The 16,016-nt window shown below is 62.5% G+C and carries 16 protein-coding genes; 4 read left to right on the top strand and 12 right to left on the bottom strand.

Annotated elements, in window-relative coordinates; genetic code table 11:
• Window positions 1–10: 10 nt before the first annotated feature.
• The 9 genes from glmM to tolQ all read right to left on the bottom strand — a co-directional run bounded on the left by glmM (window position 11) and on the right by tolQ (window position 10,781).
• A complete protein-coding gene (glmM, locus tag ACSQ3G_RS13950; RefSeq protein ID WP_436110457.1) occupies window positions 11–1,363 on the bottom strand; it encodes a phosphoglucosamine mutase in 1,353 nt (450 codons plus the stop codon).
• 230 nt (window positions 1,364–1,593) lie between these two features.
• Window positions 1,594–3,528, bottom strand: a complete 1,935-nt coding sequence (gene ftsH / locus ACSQ3G_RS13955; protein ID WP_436110458.1) for an ATP-dependent zinc metalloprotease FtsH — start codon at window positions 3,526–3,528, stop codon at window positions 1,594–1,596.
• 105 nt (window positions 3,529–3,633) lie between these two features.
• On the bottom strand, window positions 3,634–4,995 hold the full coding sequence (gene tilS, locus ACSQ3G_RS13960; RefSeq protein WP_436110459.1) for a tRNA lysidine(34) synthetase TilS: 1,362 nt from the start codon (window positions 4,993–4,995) through the stop codon (window positions 3,634–3,636).
• A gap of 19 nt (window positions 4,996–5,014) precedes the next feature.
• Window positions 5,015–6,067: a tol-pal system protein YbgF gene (gene ybgF / locus ACSQ3G_RS13965; protein WP_436110460.1), complete on the bottom strand. Its 1,053-nt coding sequence runs from the start codon at window positions 6,065–6,067 to the stop codon at window positions 5,015–5,017.
• Between the two features lie 175 nt (window positions 6,068–6,242).
• A complete protein-coding gene (gene pal / locus ACSQ3G_RS13970) occupies window positions 6,243–6,776 on the bottom strand; it encodes a peptidoglycan-associated lipoprotein Pal (protein WP_046666774.1) in 534 nt (177 codons plus the stop codon).
• A 172-nt stretch (window positions 6,777–6,948) separates the two neighbouring features.
• The gene (tolB, locus tag ACSQ3G_RS13975) at window positions 6,949–8,262 is read right to left on the bottom strand and encodes a Tol-Pal system beta propeller repeat protein TolB (protein ID WP_038544862.1); all 1,314 of its coding nucleotides are present in this window, start codon (window positions 8,260–8,262) and stop codon (window positions 6,949–6,951) included.
• 84 nt (window positions 8,263–8,346) lie between these two features.
• A complete protein-coding gene (gene tolA, locus ACSQ3G_RS13980; RefSeq protein ID WP_250809751.1) occupies window positions 8,347–9,567 on the bottom strand; it encodes a cell envelope integrity protein TolA in 1,221 nt (406 codons plus the stop codon).
• A gap of 10 nt (window positions 9,568–9,577) precedes the next feature.
• Window positions 9,578–10,030 carry a protein TolR gene (gene tolR / locus ACSQ3G_RS13985; protein WP_046634957.1) on the bottom strand — a complete coding sequence of 151 codons (453 nt, stop codon included), beginning with the start codon at window positions 10,028–10,030 and terminating at the stop codon, window positions 9,578–9,580.
• Window positions 10,031–10,061: 31 nt separating this feature from the next.
• On the bottom strand, window positions 10,062–10,781 hold the full coding sequence (tolQ, locus tag ACSQ3G_RS13990) for a protein TolQ (protein WP_037076986.1): 720 nt from the start codon (window positions 10,779–10,781) through the stop codon (window positions 10,062–10,064).
• 348 nt (window positions 10,782–11,129) lie between these two features.
• On the opposite strand from tolQ, the gene ACSQ3G_RS13995 reads away from it, so the two are divergent.
• Window positions 11,130–11,810, top strand: a complete 681-nt coding sequence (locus tag ACSQ3G_RS13995) for a lysozyme inhibitor LprI family protein (protein ID WP_436110461.1) — start codon at window positions 11,130–11,132, stop codon at window positions 11,808–11,810.
• A 7-nt stretch (window positions 11,811–11,817) separates the two neighbouring features.
• Here the strand turns inward: ACSQ3G_RS13995 and ybgC are convergent, their stop codons facing one another.
• Window positions 11,818–12,285 (bottom strand): tol-pal system-associated acyl-CoA thioesterase, encoded by a 468-nt coding sequence (gene ybgC / locus ACSQ3G_RS14000; RefSeq protein WP_436110462.1) that lies wholly within the window; start codon window positions 12,283–12,285, stop codon window positions 11,818–11,820.
• Window positions 12,286–12,407: 122 nt separating this feature from the next.
• On the opposite strand from ybgC, the gene ACSQ3G_RS14005 reads away from it, so the two are divergent.
• The 3 genes from ACSQ3G_RS14005 to ACSQ3G_RS14015 are packed head-to-tail and all read left to right on the top strand — an operon-like array spanning window position 12,408 to window position 15,338.
• Entirely contained in the window at window positions 12,408–13,628 is a 1,221-nt protein-coding gene (locus ACSQ3G_RS14005) for an NAD-dependent epimerase/dehydratase family protein (protein WP_436110463.1), read from the top strand.
• Window positions 13,629–13,641: 13 nt separating this feature from the next.
• The gene (locus ACSQ3G_RS14010; RefSeq protein WP_436110464.1) at window positions 13,642–14,454 is read left to right on the top strand and encodes a glycosyltransferase; all 813 of its coding nucleotides are present in this window, start codon (window positions 13,642–13,644) and stop codon (window positions 14,452–14,454) included.
• On the top strand, window positions 14,451–15,338 hold the full coding sequence (locus ACSQ3G_RS14015; protein WP_436110465.1) for an NAD-dependent epimerase/dehydratase family protein: 888 nt from the start codon (window positions 14,451–14,453) through the stop codon (window positions 15,336–15,338). The genes ACSQ3G_RS14010 and ACSQ3G_RS14015 overlap by 4 nt, the downstream gene beginning before the upstream one ends.
• On the opposite strand, the gene ACSQ3G_RS14020 is transcribed toward ACSQ3G_RS14015, so the two are convergent.
• Together ACSQ3G_RS14020 and ACSQ3G_RS14025 are read right to left on the bottom strand one after the other, a co-directional pair.
• Window positions 15,322–15,687 (bottom strand): hypothetical protein, encoded by a 366-nt coding sequence (locus tag ACSQ3G_RS14020; RefSeq protein ID WP_436110466.1) that lies wholly within the window; start codon window positions 15,685–15,687, stop codon window positions 15,322–15,324. The two genes, ACSQ3G_RS14015 and ACSQ3G_RS14020, sit on opposite strands and share 17 nt — an antisense overlap.
• The gene (locus ACSQ3G_RS14025; RefSeq protein WP_436110467.1) at window positions 15,680–15,901 is read right to left on the bottom strand and encodes a hypervirulence associated TUDOR domain-containing protein; all 222 of its coding nucleotides are present in this window, start codon (window positions 15,899–15,901) and stop codon (window positions 15,680–15,682) included. The genes ACSQ3G_RS14020 and ACSQ3G_RS14025 overlap by 8 nt, the downstream gene beginning before the upstream one ends.
• Window positions 15,902–16,016: the final 115 nt, after the last annotated feature.

Here is a 16,016-nt window from a genome sequence, read left to right on the forward strand (position 1 = left end):
GCTTGCGCCGTCAGGCTGCGTTGCGGACGTTGGCGATGACGCCGACCAATCCATCGACGATGCGCTCGATCTGTCCCCGGTCGTCGCCTTCCGCCATCACCCGGATCAGCGGCTCTGTGCCGGAGGGGCGGATCACCAGGCGGCCCTTGGCGGCGAGCTCGGCTTCCGCGTCGGCGATCGCCTGGCGGACGATCTGGTCCTCGAGCGGCTTGCCACCCTGGAAACGGACATTCTTCAGAAGCTGCGGCACGGGATCGAAACGGCGGCAGATCTCGCTGACCGGCCGGCCAAGGCGCTTTGCCCGCGCCAGGACCTGCAGGCCGGCGACGAGGCCGTCACCGGTCGTGCCGAAATCGGAGAGCACGATATGGCCGGACTGTTCGCCGCCGACGTTGAAATCATGTGTGCGCATATGCTCGACGACATAGCGGTCGCCGACCTTGGTGCGCGCCAGGTCGAGGCCTTTGCCATTGAGAAACCGTTCAAGGCCGAGATTGGACATCACGGTCGCGACGATACCGCCGCCTTTCAGCTTCTGGTCCTCAGCCCAGCTCTCGGCGATCACAGCCATCAGTTGGTCGCCGTCGACAATCTCGCCGCGCTCGTCGACGATGATCACCCGGTCGGCGTCGCCGTCGAGTGCGATGCCGATATCGGCGCGCACTTCATGTACCTTCTTCTGCAGCGCCTCCGGGCTGGTCGAACCGCAGTCGAGATTGATGTTCGTGCCGTTCGGTTCGTTGCCGATCGTCACCACCTCCGCGCCGAGTTCCCAGAGCGCCAGCGGAGCCACCTTGTAGGCCGCGCCGTTGGCGCAATCGATCGCGACGCGCAGGCCATGCAGGGTAACGTCGCGCGGCAGCGTGCGCTTCACATGTTCGATATAGCGGTAGATGTCGCCCTCGACGCGCTTCGCCCGGCCGATATCGCCGGACTTGGCGAGCTGGGAGTGCAGGTCGCTGTCGAGCAGGTCCTCGATGCGCATCTCCAGCTCGTCGGAGAGCTTGTAGCCGTCGGGACCGAACAGCTTGATGCCGTTATCTTCGTAAGGATTGTGCGAGGCGGAGATCATCACGCCGACATCGGCACGCAGCGACCGGGTGAGCATGGCGACAGCCGGCGTCGGGATCGGCCCGAGCAGGAAGACGTCTAGGCCGGCAGCGGTGAAACCCGCCACCATGGCGTTTTCCAGCATATAGCCGGAGAGACGCGTATCCTTGCCGATCACCACCCGATGGCGATGATTGCCGTTGCGGAAGATCGTGCCGACAGCGATGCCGACGCGCATCGCGAGATCCGGCGTCATCGGATGGATGTTGGACTGTCCGCGAATGCCATCGGTGCCAAAATAGCGGCGTGTCATATAAGCTCCTTCGTCATCGCGCCTGAACGTCGCGGTCCTTGCAGGGATCGAACCTGCAGCATGTTAGACGGCAAAACCGGCCTGAAGCTTGGCTCATGCCATAATTTAACGGCGCAAGCACATAAATTAGCGTCAAAATCGATTATATCCCGTTACTAATAAATAAACCCTTCCAAGCAAAAGCCGCCGTGGATCGCTCCACGGCGGCTTTTGATGCTAGTACCAGAGGATCAGTGCGGCTGCGGCTCCAGACCGCTTTCCGGCTCGCCGCTCTTCGGTTCGTCCTTCTTGGAGCCAGCCGAGGGAACAGCCGAACCGCGGGTCGGAGGCGCGTCGTCGCCGAGATCGCGCGACGGCTTCTGGCCCTTGATCAGCGCCTTGATCTCCTCGCCCGAAAGCGTCTCGTATTCGAGCAGGCCTTCGGCAATCGCGACGAAGTCGTCGTGCTTCTCGGTGAGAATGCGACGCGCCTCGGTATAGGCTTCGTCGATCAGGCGGCGAACCTCGGTGTCGATCTTCTGGGCAGTCGATTCCGAGACGTTCTTCGATTGCGAGACGGAATGGCCGAGGAAGACTTCCTGCTGGTTTTCGCCATAGGCGACCTGGCCGAGCATGTCGGAAAAGCCCCACTGGGTAACCATCGCGCGGGCAAGCTTCGTCGCCTGCTCGATGTCCGAGGATGCGCCGGAGGTGATGTTTTCCTTGCCGAAGGTCAATTCCTCGGCGACGCGGCCGCCCATCATGATGACCAGACGCGAGACCATCCACTTGTAGCTCATCGAGTAGCGGTCGCCTTCGGGCAACTGCATGACCATGCCAAGCGCGCGGCCGCGCGGAATGATGGTCGCCTTATGCAGAGGATCGGCAACAGGCACATTGATCGCGGTCGTGGCGTGGCCGGCTTCGTGATAGGCGGTGAGCTTCTTTTCCGCTTCCGTCATGGCGGATGAGCGGCGCTCGGCGCCCATCATGATCTTGTCCTTGGCGTCTTCGAATTCGCTCATGGTGACCATGCGCTTGTTGCGGCGCGCGGCCATCAGGGCTGCTTCGTTGACGAGGTTCATGAGGTCCGCGCCGGAGAAGCCGGGCGTACCGCGGGCCAGAACCTTGAGGTCGACATTCGGAGCCAGCGGCACGTTGCGGGCATGTACCTTGAGGATGCGCTCGCGGCCGACGATATCGGGGTTCGGCACGACGACCTGGCGGTCGAAACGGCCGGGACGCAAGAGCGCCGGGTCGAGAACGTCGGGACGGTTGGTCGCAGCGATCAGGATGATGCCTTCATTGGCTTCGAAACCGTCCATCTCGACGAGAAGCTGGTTGAGGGTCTGTTCGCGTTCGTCATTACCGCCACCCAGACCGGCGCCGCGATGGCGGCCGACCGCGTCGATTTCGTCGATGAAGATGATGCAGGGTGCGTTCTTCTTTGCCTGCTCGAACATGTCGCGCACGCGGCTTGCGCCGACGCCGACGAACATTTCGACGAAGTCGGAACCGGAAATGGTGAAGAAGGGCACGTTGGCTTCGCCGGCAATCGCACGGGCGAGCAGCGTCTTACCGGTGCCCGGAGGGCCGACAAGCAGCACGCCGCGCGGAATGCGACCGCCGAGGCGCTGGAATTTCTGCGGATCGCGGAGGAACTCGACGATTTCTTCGAGATCCTGCTTGGCTTCGTCGACACCGGCCACGTCTTCAAACGTCACGCGCCCATGCGCTTCGGTGAGAAGCTTGGCCTTGGATTTGCCGAAGCCCATCGCGCCGCGCGAACCGCCCTGCATCTGCCGCATGAAGAACAGCCAGACGCCGAGGATGAGCAGCATCGGCAGCAGCGTGCCGAGATAGCTGAGGAAACCCGAGGATCCGTCCGTTTCCGGACGTGCGACGATGGTGACGTTCTTTGCCTGCAGCCGATCCATCAGAGAATCGTCGATGACGGGCGAATAGGTCTGAAATCCCGATCCGTTTTCGGTGTAGGTGCCGAGCACCCGGTTGCCTGTGACGACGACATCCCGCACTCGCCCCGAATCCACATCTCGCAGGAACTGCGAATATGGGACCTCACGCGAGCTGGTCTGCGACGGTGCCGTCTGGAACATGCTGAACAACGCGACCAGCAGGAGGGCTATGATGACCCAGAGGGCGATATTACGAAAGTTTGGGTTCATTGAACTCCCCGGACTGCGACGGCCAGCTTCTTGAGCCGGCCGCCTTGCTTGCCGCATAACATAGGGTTGCGGCAAGTCCTTGCCAAGGCGAACAGGAGCCACCGCCTACCTTTTCCGCCAGGAATCCTTAACTGGCAGCCGGGGAAAACCGTCGCATCCGAGCAAAACCGCTAACTCGATGCCAAATCTAAGCTCGAACTGCGGCAAAAAACGGTCGAAAGGCGCAAGCACAGGGCGGACGATACTTCGTTCGGCCACGCCTTTGTTTTCGCGATCCTCCGCCGAAAGGAGGGCATTGGCTTCGATGAAAGGCATCGCTGCCACGGCACGCATGGCAATCGCGGGCGGCACGCCGGGAAACAGCGCCAATGCCTCGTCGCGATCCGGAGCAGTCGGGCCGACGATGATCTCGTGCGGGCCGGTGTTCGTGATGCGATAGCGACCGTCCCAGATCGCCGTATTGCCCGGAGGAAGGTGCAGCGGCAGTATGCCGCGGTTTTCGCGGACGAGATAAAGCCCGTCGCGGCGCCGGTCGAAGATCACCCGGCCGGCGGTGATCCGTCCAGGCTGGCCACCGTCGAGAAAGGCCATGACCCGGTCCATGCTCTCGCTGCCGAGCGCATGCGCCCTGCCCCCGAGCACCGCGGCGAGGAACGACAGCGCATGACGGCGTGACGCCTCGCCCCCCTGCAGGCCCGCTGGGGCAAGATGCGCAAGAACGCCCTGGCGGACCGTTACATGCTCCCGCACAAGCCGCGCCGCCTCGTCGGAAAGCGCCGTCCGCCGCGCAGCAGCCATGGCCTGGGCTGCGGCGTCGAACCGATCCTCCTGCGCCAGCTGTCCGCGGACCCGCACCCGCTCGTAATGCGGATCGAGATTGCTGGGATCGTCGATCCAGCCCTGCCCTTCCCCGGTCAGGAAGTCACGGATATCGGACCGGCGCGTCTCAAGGAACGGCCGCAGCAGCCACCGGCGGCGATCGAGGAGCACCGCGTGGGCCATGCCGGCAAGTCCGGAATTTTCATCGCCCTCGCCGCGGGCCGCACGCATGGCGATCGTTTCGGCCTGGTCGTCGAGCGTGTGGCCGGTAACGATAGCCGTCGCATCGACCTCGTCGGCAACCTCTTGCAACAAACGGTAGCGCGCCTCGCGGGCCGCCGCGGAAATGCCGGTCCTCGGTTTCTCGCCCTCCCACCAGCGGATGAAATGCGGAATGCCGAGCCGCTCGCAAAGGGCCGCCACGGCACGCGCCTCGTCCGCCGATCCAGGCCTCAGCCCATGATCGATCGTCGCCGCGAAAAGCGACAGGCCGGAGCCGGGAAGATTGGTTTTCGAAAGGGCGACCAGAAGCCCGCAGGAATCGCTGCCCCCGGAAATCGCCACGAGAAGGCGCGCTGGTCTGGCGAGATCGGCGATCAACCGTTCGGCCGCCTGTTCGGGCAACAGGATCTTCGGTCCCGCGGTCACCAGAAAACGACGCCGCGGATCAGCAGGCCAGGCGCTTCTGTTCGCTGCCCACCTTGGCGAGCACGGCCTTCGGCGCGCTCGGATAACGCCGGGTGACTTCCTTGAGGGTTGCGCAAGCCGTGTCGGTATTGTCGAGTGCGGCAAGCGACATGCCGAGCTTCAGCAGCATTTCAGGCGCCTTGGGCGACTTGCCGTAGGTCTGGTGCGCGTTGAGGAAGGTCTTGGCGGCGTCGTTGTATTTCCCCTGGGAATACTGCGATTCGCCGAGCCAGAAGCTCGCATCCGCCACCTTGGCGCCCTTTGGAAAGGCGGCCAGATAACCGTTGAATTCCTTCTCGGCGAGTGGGTAGTCGCCGGCCAGCACATGGTTGTAGGCGGTCTGATAGGCATCGTTCTCGCTGCCGAGCGACGCGGTCTGCTGCGGATCGGTTCTGCCCGTCGGTGCCGGCGTCCTGCCGGTCGTCTGCGGGCCGGTCTCGACGCCCGGAAGCCCGGCGGCATTGTTGGCCCGGTCGTTGCGGCTGGCGCCACGCGGATTGCCGTTCTGGTCGAGATCCATCGAACCGAGCGTCGTCGGAGGCGGTGCGCGGCCAGGTGCGGTTGCTCCGCCGGCACCCTGACCGGACGGCGATTCGATGATCCGGGCGACATCGTCGGAGGACTGGGCGGGGGCAGTCGCCTGCGGCAACGGGGGCTGGGCGGAGGGAGCGCGGTTGGACGCCACGGCCGGTTTCCCGGTCGCGTCGTCCACTTCGGTGCGCTTCTTCTTTTCCAGGTCCTGGAAGCGGAATTCGTTGTCTTCCTGCGTCTTGCGCAGCTGCTCCTGCATCTGCAGCAGCTGAAAACTCATTTCCTCGATCCGGCCGTTCAACTGCCGGACCTCTTCCTGGAGCTGCTGGATACGGACGGCATCATTGCTCTGCGCCAGAATAACCGGGGGCGGAGTGGTTTCCCGCGGCTGTTCTGCAGCAGGCTGATTGCTGCCCTGGAAGAGTTTCGGCAGCGACAAAGCCCCGGCCGGGGCGCTCGTCGCCATCAGCCCCAGCATCGCTGCCAAGACAAGTTTCTTCATCTTTGTCCGTCCTGCTCTTTAGTCTGCGCCGGATTGGCGCGAGAGGAGATTTTTCCAACTGCCGGCAAAAAGCAACCGAGCTCCCGGTCAAAAATCCCGGAAAACAGGGCTAAACTATGGAAAAAACAAAAAGGCGGCCCGAAGACCGCCTTTTATATCGAGCCTGTGGCTCGGATCACATACCAGCGCCGCCGAGAACGGTGACCGCGCGACGGTTCTGCGACCAGCAGGAGATGTCGTCGCAGACGGCGACCGGGCGTTCCTTGCCGTAGGAGATGGTCTTCAAGCGATTCGCCGGAACGCCGCGCGAGGCGAGGTATTCCTTGGTGGCGGCAGCGCGGCGGGCGCCGAGCGCCAGGTTGTATTCGCGCGTGCCGCGTTCGTCGGCATGGCCTTCGACGGTGATCGCGTAGTTCGGATAACGGGCCAGCCACTGCGCCTGACGGTCGAGCGTCTGCTGAGCGTCGGCACGGATCGAAGTGCTATCGGTGTCGAAGAAGATGCGGTCGCCGACATTGACGGTGAAGTCCTGGGTCGAACCGGGCGTTGCGGCGCCGGCGCCGTTGAGACCGAGCTCGCCGGCATTGTTCGGCAGGTTCTTCTTGTTGGCGCAGCCGGCCAGTGCAAGCGCCACAGTCAGGGCGATAACGGCAGGATTGCGGGCGAGGATCTGCATGCGGCTCATCGCCGAAGTATCGATGCGGCTCATGGCCGGTCTCTCCTTGATCAGTAACTTTCAGAGTTTCCAGATTCTAACCGGGTTGGGTTAACCATGATCAAATTCTTATGGTTAACAAAATATTCCCGGTGTCCCTTTTCGTTCAATTTCAGCAGATTGGGGCGGGAAAGAGGCGGAAATCCGCCTCTTTCATCAAGGCGCCCTATTCGAGCAGCGGCGACCAGGCAGGATCCGAACCGTAGGAAGGTGTCTTGACCTGGAGTTCGTTATAGCCGGTCAGGTCGATGGAATAGAGCTGCGGACCGCCAGCGCCGGCATTCTGGCGGAAGAACATCAGCACGCGGCCGTTCGGCGCCCAGGTCGGGCCTTCGTTGTGGAAGCCGCTCGTCAGGATGCGTTCGCCGGAACCGTCGGGCTTCATCACGCCGATCGAGAACTTGCCGCCCGACTGTTTTGTGAAGGCGATCAGATCGCCGCGCGGCGACCACACCGGCGTCGAATAGGATCCGTCGCCGAAGGAGATGCGGGTCTGGCCCGAACCGTCGGCATTCATCACGTAGATCTGCGGACGTCCGCCGCGGTCGCTTTCAAACGCGATGCGCCCGCCATCCGGTGCATAGGACGGCGATGTGTCGATCGCAGCCGTGGAGGTGAGCCGCGTCGTGGTGCGCGAGCGCAGGTCCATCGTATAGATGTTGGAATTGCCTTCCTGCTGCAGGCTCATGATCACCTTCTGGCCGTCCGGCGAAAACCGCGGCGAGAACGTCATGCCCGGGAAATTGCCCACCACTTCGCGCTGCCCGGTCTCCAGCTGCAGCAGGTAGACCCGCGGCTGGTTGCCCTCGAACGACATGTAGGTGACTTCCTGCCGGCTCGGCGAGAAGCGCGGCGTCAGCACGATATCCTTGGTGTTGGTCAGCATGCGGACGTTGAAGCCGTCCTGGTCCATGATCGCCAATTGGCGCTGGCGGGCGGTCTTCGGCCCGCTTTCGGAGACGAACACGACGCGGGTATCGAAATAGCCGTTCTCGCCGGTGATCTGCTTATAGATCGCATCGGCGATGATATGCGCGACGCGGCGCCAGTTTTCCGGCTGGGTAAAGAACTGCTGGCCGGTCATCTGGCTGCCGGCAAACGTATCCCACAGGCGGAACTCGGCGCGCAGGCGGCCGTCGCCTTCGCGGGTGATACGGCCCGTCACCAGCGCCTGCGCATTGATGACCTTCCAGTCCTCGAAGCGCGGTGCCTTGTTGGGATCGGCGATCTTTTCGATGAAGGCGCTTTTGTTGATCGGCGCGAAAAGCCCGGAGCGCTGCAGGTCTGCGGCGATCACCTGGGAAATCTGTGCACCGAGATCGTTGTTCGACAGGAAATCCGTCACCGCGATCGGCAGCGGCTGAATATTGCCCTTGTTGATGTTGATCTCGACGACAGCGTTGGCCGGGGTCGCGGCCATCAATGCCGTCAACATCCCCGCGGCCACCATCACGGCGCGAAAAAAAGAACTCTTGATCATTGAAACAAGCCTTTCAGCTTAATACGAGAGTTTCGGGGCAGGTTCCGTTTCATCTGTTTCTGCATCGGTTCCATACCTGCCGGCTCACAATGCGAACTCCGACGGATCGAAGTTCAGCACCAAAACATTCCAGCCCTTTTCGCCCTGGTATTTTTCGACCGGCAAATTCTTGAGCGGGGCGGATTTCATGAGGGCGCGGCGCGTGCTGCCTTCGACCGCGCGCCGGGTTCCTTCCGGACCGCCGGTGGCCGTCACCTCAGGATCGCCGACGATATTGCCGGACTGATCGAGCTGCACCCTGATCTTCACGCGCACTTCCGAGACGCCGGTCAAACCGCCGACGAGCGCCCAGTTGCCCTGGATCTGCCCCTTGACGTTGTCGATCTCGCTGGAGCTCAGGCCGACGCCGATGGTCTTGGTATCGCCGCGGGCGGCCACCTGGGTGGAACGCTTGGCACCGCCGCCGGATGCCTCCTGCTTGTTCAGAAGGGCTGCGATGTCGTCGGCATTGAAATCGCTCGCCATCGAAGATGACGACTTGGCGGTCTCCTGCTGCTTGCCTTCCTTCTTGTCGGACGGCTTGACGGATGCGGTCGCCTTGTTGTCGGTCTTGGCCGTCTCGGCTGCCTTGGCCGTATCCGGCTTCGTCTCGGCCGGCTTTTCAACAGGCTTGGCCTGCTCCTTCGGCGGTTCGGGCTTCGGCGGCTGCGGCCTGGAGGCGGGCGTCGGAACCGCCTGCGGCAGTTCACCCGTCTCGGACGTGTTTTCGCTCTGCAGCGGCACGGCCGTCGGCTTGGCGGCCTCCGGCTTTGGCGGCGTAGGCTCGGGCTTCGGCGGGGTCGCTTCCGGCTTCGGTGGCGTGATTTCCGGCTTGGGCTGCGGCAGAGCGGCCATCTCCGTCGGCTTCGGAGCCGTCTCTTCCTTGACGATATCCTTGACCTGGTTCTGTTCCGGCGTCGGGGTAGGCGTCGGCCGTTCCACCGGCTTCGGAGCCGCCGTGGTTTCGGTCGGCTGCGGCTTGGTGGTCGGCGTCGGAGGTGTCTTCAGGTCGACGTCGTTCTCGCCCGCGTTCTGGGCGTTCTCGACGATCTTCTGGTTCTTGGTTTCCTTGGGCGAAGGCTTCTGGCTGGCAGGCGCCTTCTTGTCACCCTGCTGGGTCTGGGTGATCGATTCCACGGAGACGATGTCGACGGGAAGCGCGTCCACTTCGGCCACGTCGAAAGTCGCGGGCGCGCTCAGCGAAACGAGCGCCAAGCCGAGTACCAGCGTGTGTAGGACCAGCGATGTGCCGAGACTGACCTTCATGGCGCCGCGATCACTTCTCCTGTTCCTGCAGGGTCACGAGGCCGATATTCTTGTACCCGGCAGAAGAAATGCGGGCCATGACCTTCATGACGACGCCGTAGGCCGCGGTCGTATCGCCGCGCACATAGATACGTTCGTTATAGCCTGTGGTGGCGATCGCCTGAAGCTTCGGCACGATCTCGTCGAGGCCGATCGGCGTTTCCTGCAGGTAGATTTCGCCCTTCGGATTGACCGAGACGGTGATCGGCTGGGTATCGGCGTTCATCGCCTTCGCCTGCGTTTCCGGCAGGTCGATCGGCACGCCGACGGTCATCATCGGTGCCGCCACCATGAAGATGATGAGCAGCACCAGCATGACGTCGACGAGCGGCGTCACGTTGATTTCGCTGATCGCACCGCTGCGACGACCGCCGCGCCTGCGACGACCGCCACCCGATTTTGCTCCTCCGGCCGACATACCCATGAGACGTTACTCCTTGAGCCCGAGAGGCTTTTTACTGCGCCGCCTGGCGCGGCTGCAGCTTCTCGTCGATCTGGCGCGACAGGATGGCGGAGAATTCGTCCGCGAAACCTTCCATGCGGCCAGAGAGCTTGCCGGCGTCGGCGGTGAACTTGTTGTAGGCGATGACCGCCGGAATAGCGGCAACCAGGCCGATCGCGGTGGCGAGCAGCGCTTCGGCGATACCCGGTGCGACGACGGCGAGATTGGTGGACTTCGACCCGGCGATCGCCTGGAACGAGGTCATGATGCCGACGACCGTGCCGAACAGACCGATGAACGGACCGGCCGAGCCGATCGTCGCCAGCGAACCGAGGCGCGCCTCATAGGTTTCCGCTTCACGCGACATGGTGACGTCCATCGCCCGGTCGATACGCATCTGCAGGCCGATCGGCGAACGCGCGCCGCGCTCGAAACTCTTCTTCCACTCGCGCATGGCGGCGACGAAAATCGCGGCAAGGCCGGTGTTCGTCCGTTCCGACAGGGTACGGTAAAGTTCTTCCAGCGACTGGCCGGACCAGAAGACCTGCTCGAACTGGTCGAACTGGCGCTTGGCCTTGCCGAAGCTGATATACTTGTCGATCACGATCGCCCAGGTCCAGATCGATGCGCCGATGAGACCTATCATCACCAGCTTGACGACCAGACCGGCCTGCATGAACAGCGACCAGAGGCTCACTTCGCTCGCCGCTGCCGCCAAACCTACCTGTTCCATCTACTATCCCCGAATCCAAACGCCCGGCTTTAAGGACCGGGCGGTTCAAAAGCGCTCTCGCGAGTATATCTTTGACCGCTGGATGCGCTTAGCCCTAACCCCAAGATACCCTGAGCTTCAAGCTTGGCTTCTCGCTTTCAATTTTGGTCAAAGGAAGGCGTGCGTTGCACAAATTCCTCATGTCTCAGTAAGACACCATTATCGTTAACGAAAGGTTTAGGCGGACCTTGCAATCGCCAGTTCCCAGATCACTTGAAGTTGGAACAAGGAAAGCCGGCAACTTCCAACTTAGTTTTTTCTCATTCACGGGTTATGACACTGTCAGAATCGGATTCTCGGGGACACACCATGTGGCGCGCAGTGTTGATTGCCTTGACGATGTTGATCGCGGTGCCGGTCCATGCCGCCTCGTTCGACTGCAAGGGCGTCCCCTCGCCCGATGAGCTGATCGTCTGCAACGATCCTCTCCTTTCGGCGCTGGACACGCAGCTTCCGCGGATCCAGGAAAAGGCCGAACGGGAGAAAAGGGCGGAGACCCGCCAGGTTCTACGCGACTTCACGAGCGACCGGTCATCCTGCGGCTCCAACCGATCCTGCGTTCTGAGCACGTATATCGCGGTCCTTGGCGAACTCGGCGGGCCTAAGAGCATCCCCGCGGACATCACTGCCAGCACGATCGCGGGCGGCCGGGCCAAGCCCTCCCCGACATTGCCCGCGAAGATCGGCCAATGCTCCGTCACCAACGTCACCGAGGTCCATCCGCGGGTCGGCCAGGATCCCATCAAGGACGAGGATTACGACGCCGGAACCGGCATCGAATATGCCAATGAGGGTTATCAGGTTTCCTATGCCCGCGAGGAGGCGCTGATCGCCTCCAAGCCCGGCGACAAGGTGACCATGTGCCTGATTGCCATTCCCAAACGCTGCCCGCAGGGCGACGACCGGGGCCGCGAATATTTCGTCACCAATGCCCGCACCGGACAGAGCTGGGCGATGGCCGATTCGCAGCATGTCTGCGGCGGCCCATAGACCCCGCCTAGACCGGATTGACCTGCTCGGCCGGGCGCCCGAGAAACTTTTCCGCCACGCTCTCGGGCAGCCGGCGTGGACGCCCGTGCCTGTTGATGACCGCGATCACCACTTTTGCGGCGATCAGCAGCGTTTCGCCCCGGCGGATCTCCTGGTTGAACACCATCTTGGCGCCACCCGCTTTTTCCGTCACCGTCTGGATGATCAGGATGTCGTCCATGCGGGCCGGCTGCTTGAAGTCGATCTCCATCCGGTGGACGACGAAGACCAGCCCCTCCTCGTCGGCGGAAAGCAGCGCGCTCTGCTCGCAGCCGAGGCAGCGCAGATAGTCGGTCCGGCCGCGCTCCAGGAAATGCAGATAACGGGCGTGGTAGACGAGGCCGGAAAAATCCGTGTCTTCATAATAGACGCGCTGCGCCAGCCGATGGCCACCTTCCATCAATTCGCCCGATAACAAAAAATTGTGTTCCTTCATGGCTTTGCCTTGGAAATTCCCTCTACTCCACTGGATAAGCGCGCAATGCCGCCCCAGTTTTGACGTGCTGTCACATATCCTCCCTATCAGGAAATAAGTCGAAAACCAGCGGAGAGTAACTCATGAAGATTGCAGTCCTGGGCGGCGACGGCTTCGTCGGCTGGCCGACATCGCTTCACCTGTCCGACGCCGGCCACGAGATCCACATCCTCGACAACCTCTCCCGCCGCTGGATCGATACGGAGCTTGGCGTCCAGTCGCTGACGCCGATGGACAGCATCCAGGAACGCACCCGCATCTGGCATGCCGAGACCGGACGCCGCATTCATTTCCATCTGATCGACCTCGCCAAGGACTACGAACTCCTGAAGGGCTGGCTTTCAAAACACCGCCCGGACGCCATCATCCACTTCGCCGAACAGCGGGCCGCGCCCTATTCGATGAAGAGCGACCGGCACAAGAACTACACCGTCAGCAACAATGTAAACGCCACCCATAACCTCTTGAATGCGCTGGTCGAACTCGATCTCGACGCGCATCTCGTGCATCTCGGCACGATGGGCGTCTACGGCTATTCGACGGTCGGAGCGGCGATCCCGGAAGGCTACCTCCCGGTCGGCATCGAAACGGCCGACGGCCGCACCGTTTCCCAGGAAATTCTCTATCCGAGCAATCCCGGCTCGATCTACCACATGACCAAATGCCTCGATCAGCAGCTCTTCCAGTTCTACGCGAAGAACGACGGATTGCGGATTACCGACCTGCACCAAGGCATCGTCTGGGGCACCCACACCGAACAGACCCGCCGGCACGCGCAATTGATCAATAGATTCGACTATGACGGGGATTACGGGACGGTCTTGAATCGTTTTCTCATCCAGGCCGCGATCGGTTATCCGCTCACCGTCCACGGCACCGGCGGCCAGACCCGCGCCTTCATCCACATCCAGGATTCGGTCCGCTGCATCGAGATCGCGCTGAACAACCCGCCTGCCCGCAGCAGCCGCGTCGAGATCTTCAACCAGATGACCGAGACCCACCGGGTGCGCGATCTTGCCGAGATGATCGCCCGGATGAGCGGCTCCAAGATCGCCTGGCTGCCCAACCCGCGCAAGGAAGCGCCGGAAAACGAGCTGGTGGTGAAGAACGAAAAATTCCTGGGCCTCGGTCTCGAACCGACGACGCTCGGCGAAGGACTGCTCGGAGAGATCGTCGACGTCGCGAAGAAATACGCCTACCGCGTTGACAGATCACGCGTTCCGGCCGTCTCCGCCTGGACGAGGGACATCGCCGCGAAGGTGGAACATGACCCGGAGGGTGTGAGGTTGAAGTCGGTGTCGTGAGCGGGACACCTTCATGACCAACGCCTTCGTTACCCTGGTCACCAATGCCGACTACGCCATGGGCGCCACCGCGCTGGCCCGATCCATCCGCCGCACCGGCACTGAGGCCGATATCGTCGTCCTCCACACCGGCGGCGTCGAGCGCACAGCCCTCGCCCCGCTCGAAGCCCTTGGCTGCCGACTGGTCGAGGTCGAACATCTGCCCCTCTCCGAAGCCTTCAACGAACGGCATGCGCGAAAAAACCTGCATGGCGCCGCCCCCTTCACCAAGGGCCGCAAACCGGATTTCCACACGCCGCTCGATAATTTCTGCAAGCTTCGGCTCTGGCAGCTCACCGACTACGAAACCTGCATCTTCATCGACGCCGACGCGCTGGTGCTGAAGCCGATCGACAAGCTGTTTTCCTATCCGGAATTTTCCGCAGCCCCGAACGTCTATGAAAACCTGTCGGACTTCCACCGCCTGAACTCCGGCGTCTTCGTCGCCAAACCTTCCGCGGAGACTTTTGACAGGATGCTTGCGGCGCTCGACCAGCCGAACGCCTTCTGGCGGCGGACGGACCAGACGTTTCTGGAAACCTTCTTTCCGGACTGGCACGGCCTGCCGGTCTTCATGAACATGCTGCAATACGTCTGGTTCAACATGCCCGACCTCTGGAACTGGGAAAGCATCGGCGTGCTGCATTACCAGTATGAGAAGCCGTGGGAGAAGGATCATCCGAAGGCCGACCGGCTGCGGCCGCTGATCGACCTCTGGCATGCATTTTACCAGGATCGCGAAATCCCCGCCCTCTCCAGCCTGCCGAAACCGGGAGAAACGCCATGAAGGTGCTGATATCGGGCGGAACGGGCCTGGTCGGTCGCTACATCGTCGAAGGCCTCATCGATGCCGGATATCAGGTGATTGTCGGAGGGCGCAGCCCGCCGGCGCCTGGCTTCTTTTCCAAACCCGTCGAGTTCGCACCCCTTTCGCTCGATCCCGCCCTCGACCAGATCGAAGCTTTCGACGAGGCCTATTTTTTCGTCCATGCCGCCTTCGACCATTTGCCCGGAAAATATCGTGGCGGCGAAGGCGATGATCCCGATCGTTTCCGCCGGCTGAACCTCGACGGCACCGTCAAGCTGTTCGAGACCGCCAGGAAGGCCGGCACCCGCCGGGCGGTCTTCCTCTCGAGCAGGGCCGTCTATGATGGGCAACCGGCCGGAACGGTGCTTGACGAAGACCTGCCTTTGAAGCCGGACGGGCTCTACGGCGAGATCAAGCTCTGGGCCGAGGGAGCACTGACAGAGCTTTCGGCCCCGGGTTTTGCCACCTCGTCTCTCCGGCTCACCGGCGTTTACGGCAATCTGCGCCCCAATAAATGGGACGCGCTCTTTTCGGATTATCTGGCGGGCCGGCCGGTTCCGTCGCGTGCGGGAACGGAGACGCATGGTCGCGATGTCGCCGCCGCCGTTCGCCTCATGCTGGAAACAGAGACCGGTAAGATCGCCGGCCAGGTGTTCAATGCGTCGGACATACTGACCGATACCCGCGAAATCCTCGGCTCTCTGCCGGGGTCCGATCACAACCTGCCGCCGCCGACAGATTGCGCCGCCGTCAACGTCATGTCGACGGACAAACTGAGGGCGCTGGGCTGGCAGCCGGGCGGCAGAACGCTCTTGCGGCAGACGATCGCGGATCTTGCGGCCGCTCTCAATGCGACTGCGTGAAGCGCCGCATCTTTGCTTCGTTCTTTGCCTTTTCGATCGCTTTCTTATGCTCCTCGGCCCATTTCTGGCCCGCGTCGCCCCCCCAGAGCAGCCAGGCGATGTAACCGGTGGACGGATTTTCGTCGTCGCCGAAGTTCTCAGCACGCTTGTCCGTCTTGTGGCGGGAAAAATAACTCACCATCCGCCGCACCGTCTTTTCCGAGATCGACTTGCGGTTCTTGAGGTCCCGGGCTCTGGCGACGCCCACCATCGTGCCGCCGCGGCGGTGCTGGGAGCGAAGCTTCAAGCCTTTTTCAGCGGCCTGCGCCACTTCGGCAGGCGGGACGTGATCGGGGATTTCGCTATCCATGGGTCTTCCTCAGCTCGGACTCGCTCTTGAGAACGCGGTCGCCGTCTTCCTGGCGGATGAGGAACGCGGGCTCATCGGCATCCGCCTTGCGCCTGATCGTCTTGCCCTTGATCCTGCGCTCCACGTCGCTGGTGAATGTCTGGGCGACCTTGCCCCTGGCCGCGGATCGCCCCCAGGTCCACGCGACCTCGTTCCCGATCTCGATCTTCTGCATGGCGTTCTCCTTTCCGGGGGAGAAACGGCAAGCGATGCGCAGATGTTCCAGCCGGAATGCGGGCGCGCGGAAAGGGCGCACGTTTTGCCCGCGCCGGCCGACGATCGCCGGTGGC

Origin of the sequence: Neorhizobium tomejilense, assembly GCF_964254135.1 — a bacterium.
GTDB classification, from domain to species: domain Bacteria; phylum Pseudomonadota; class Alphaproteobacteria; order Rhizobiales; family Rhizobiaceae; genus Neorhizobium; species Neorhizobium tomejilense.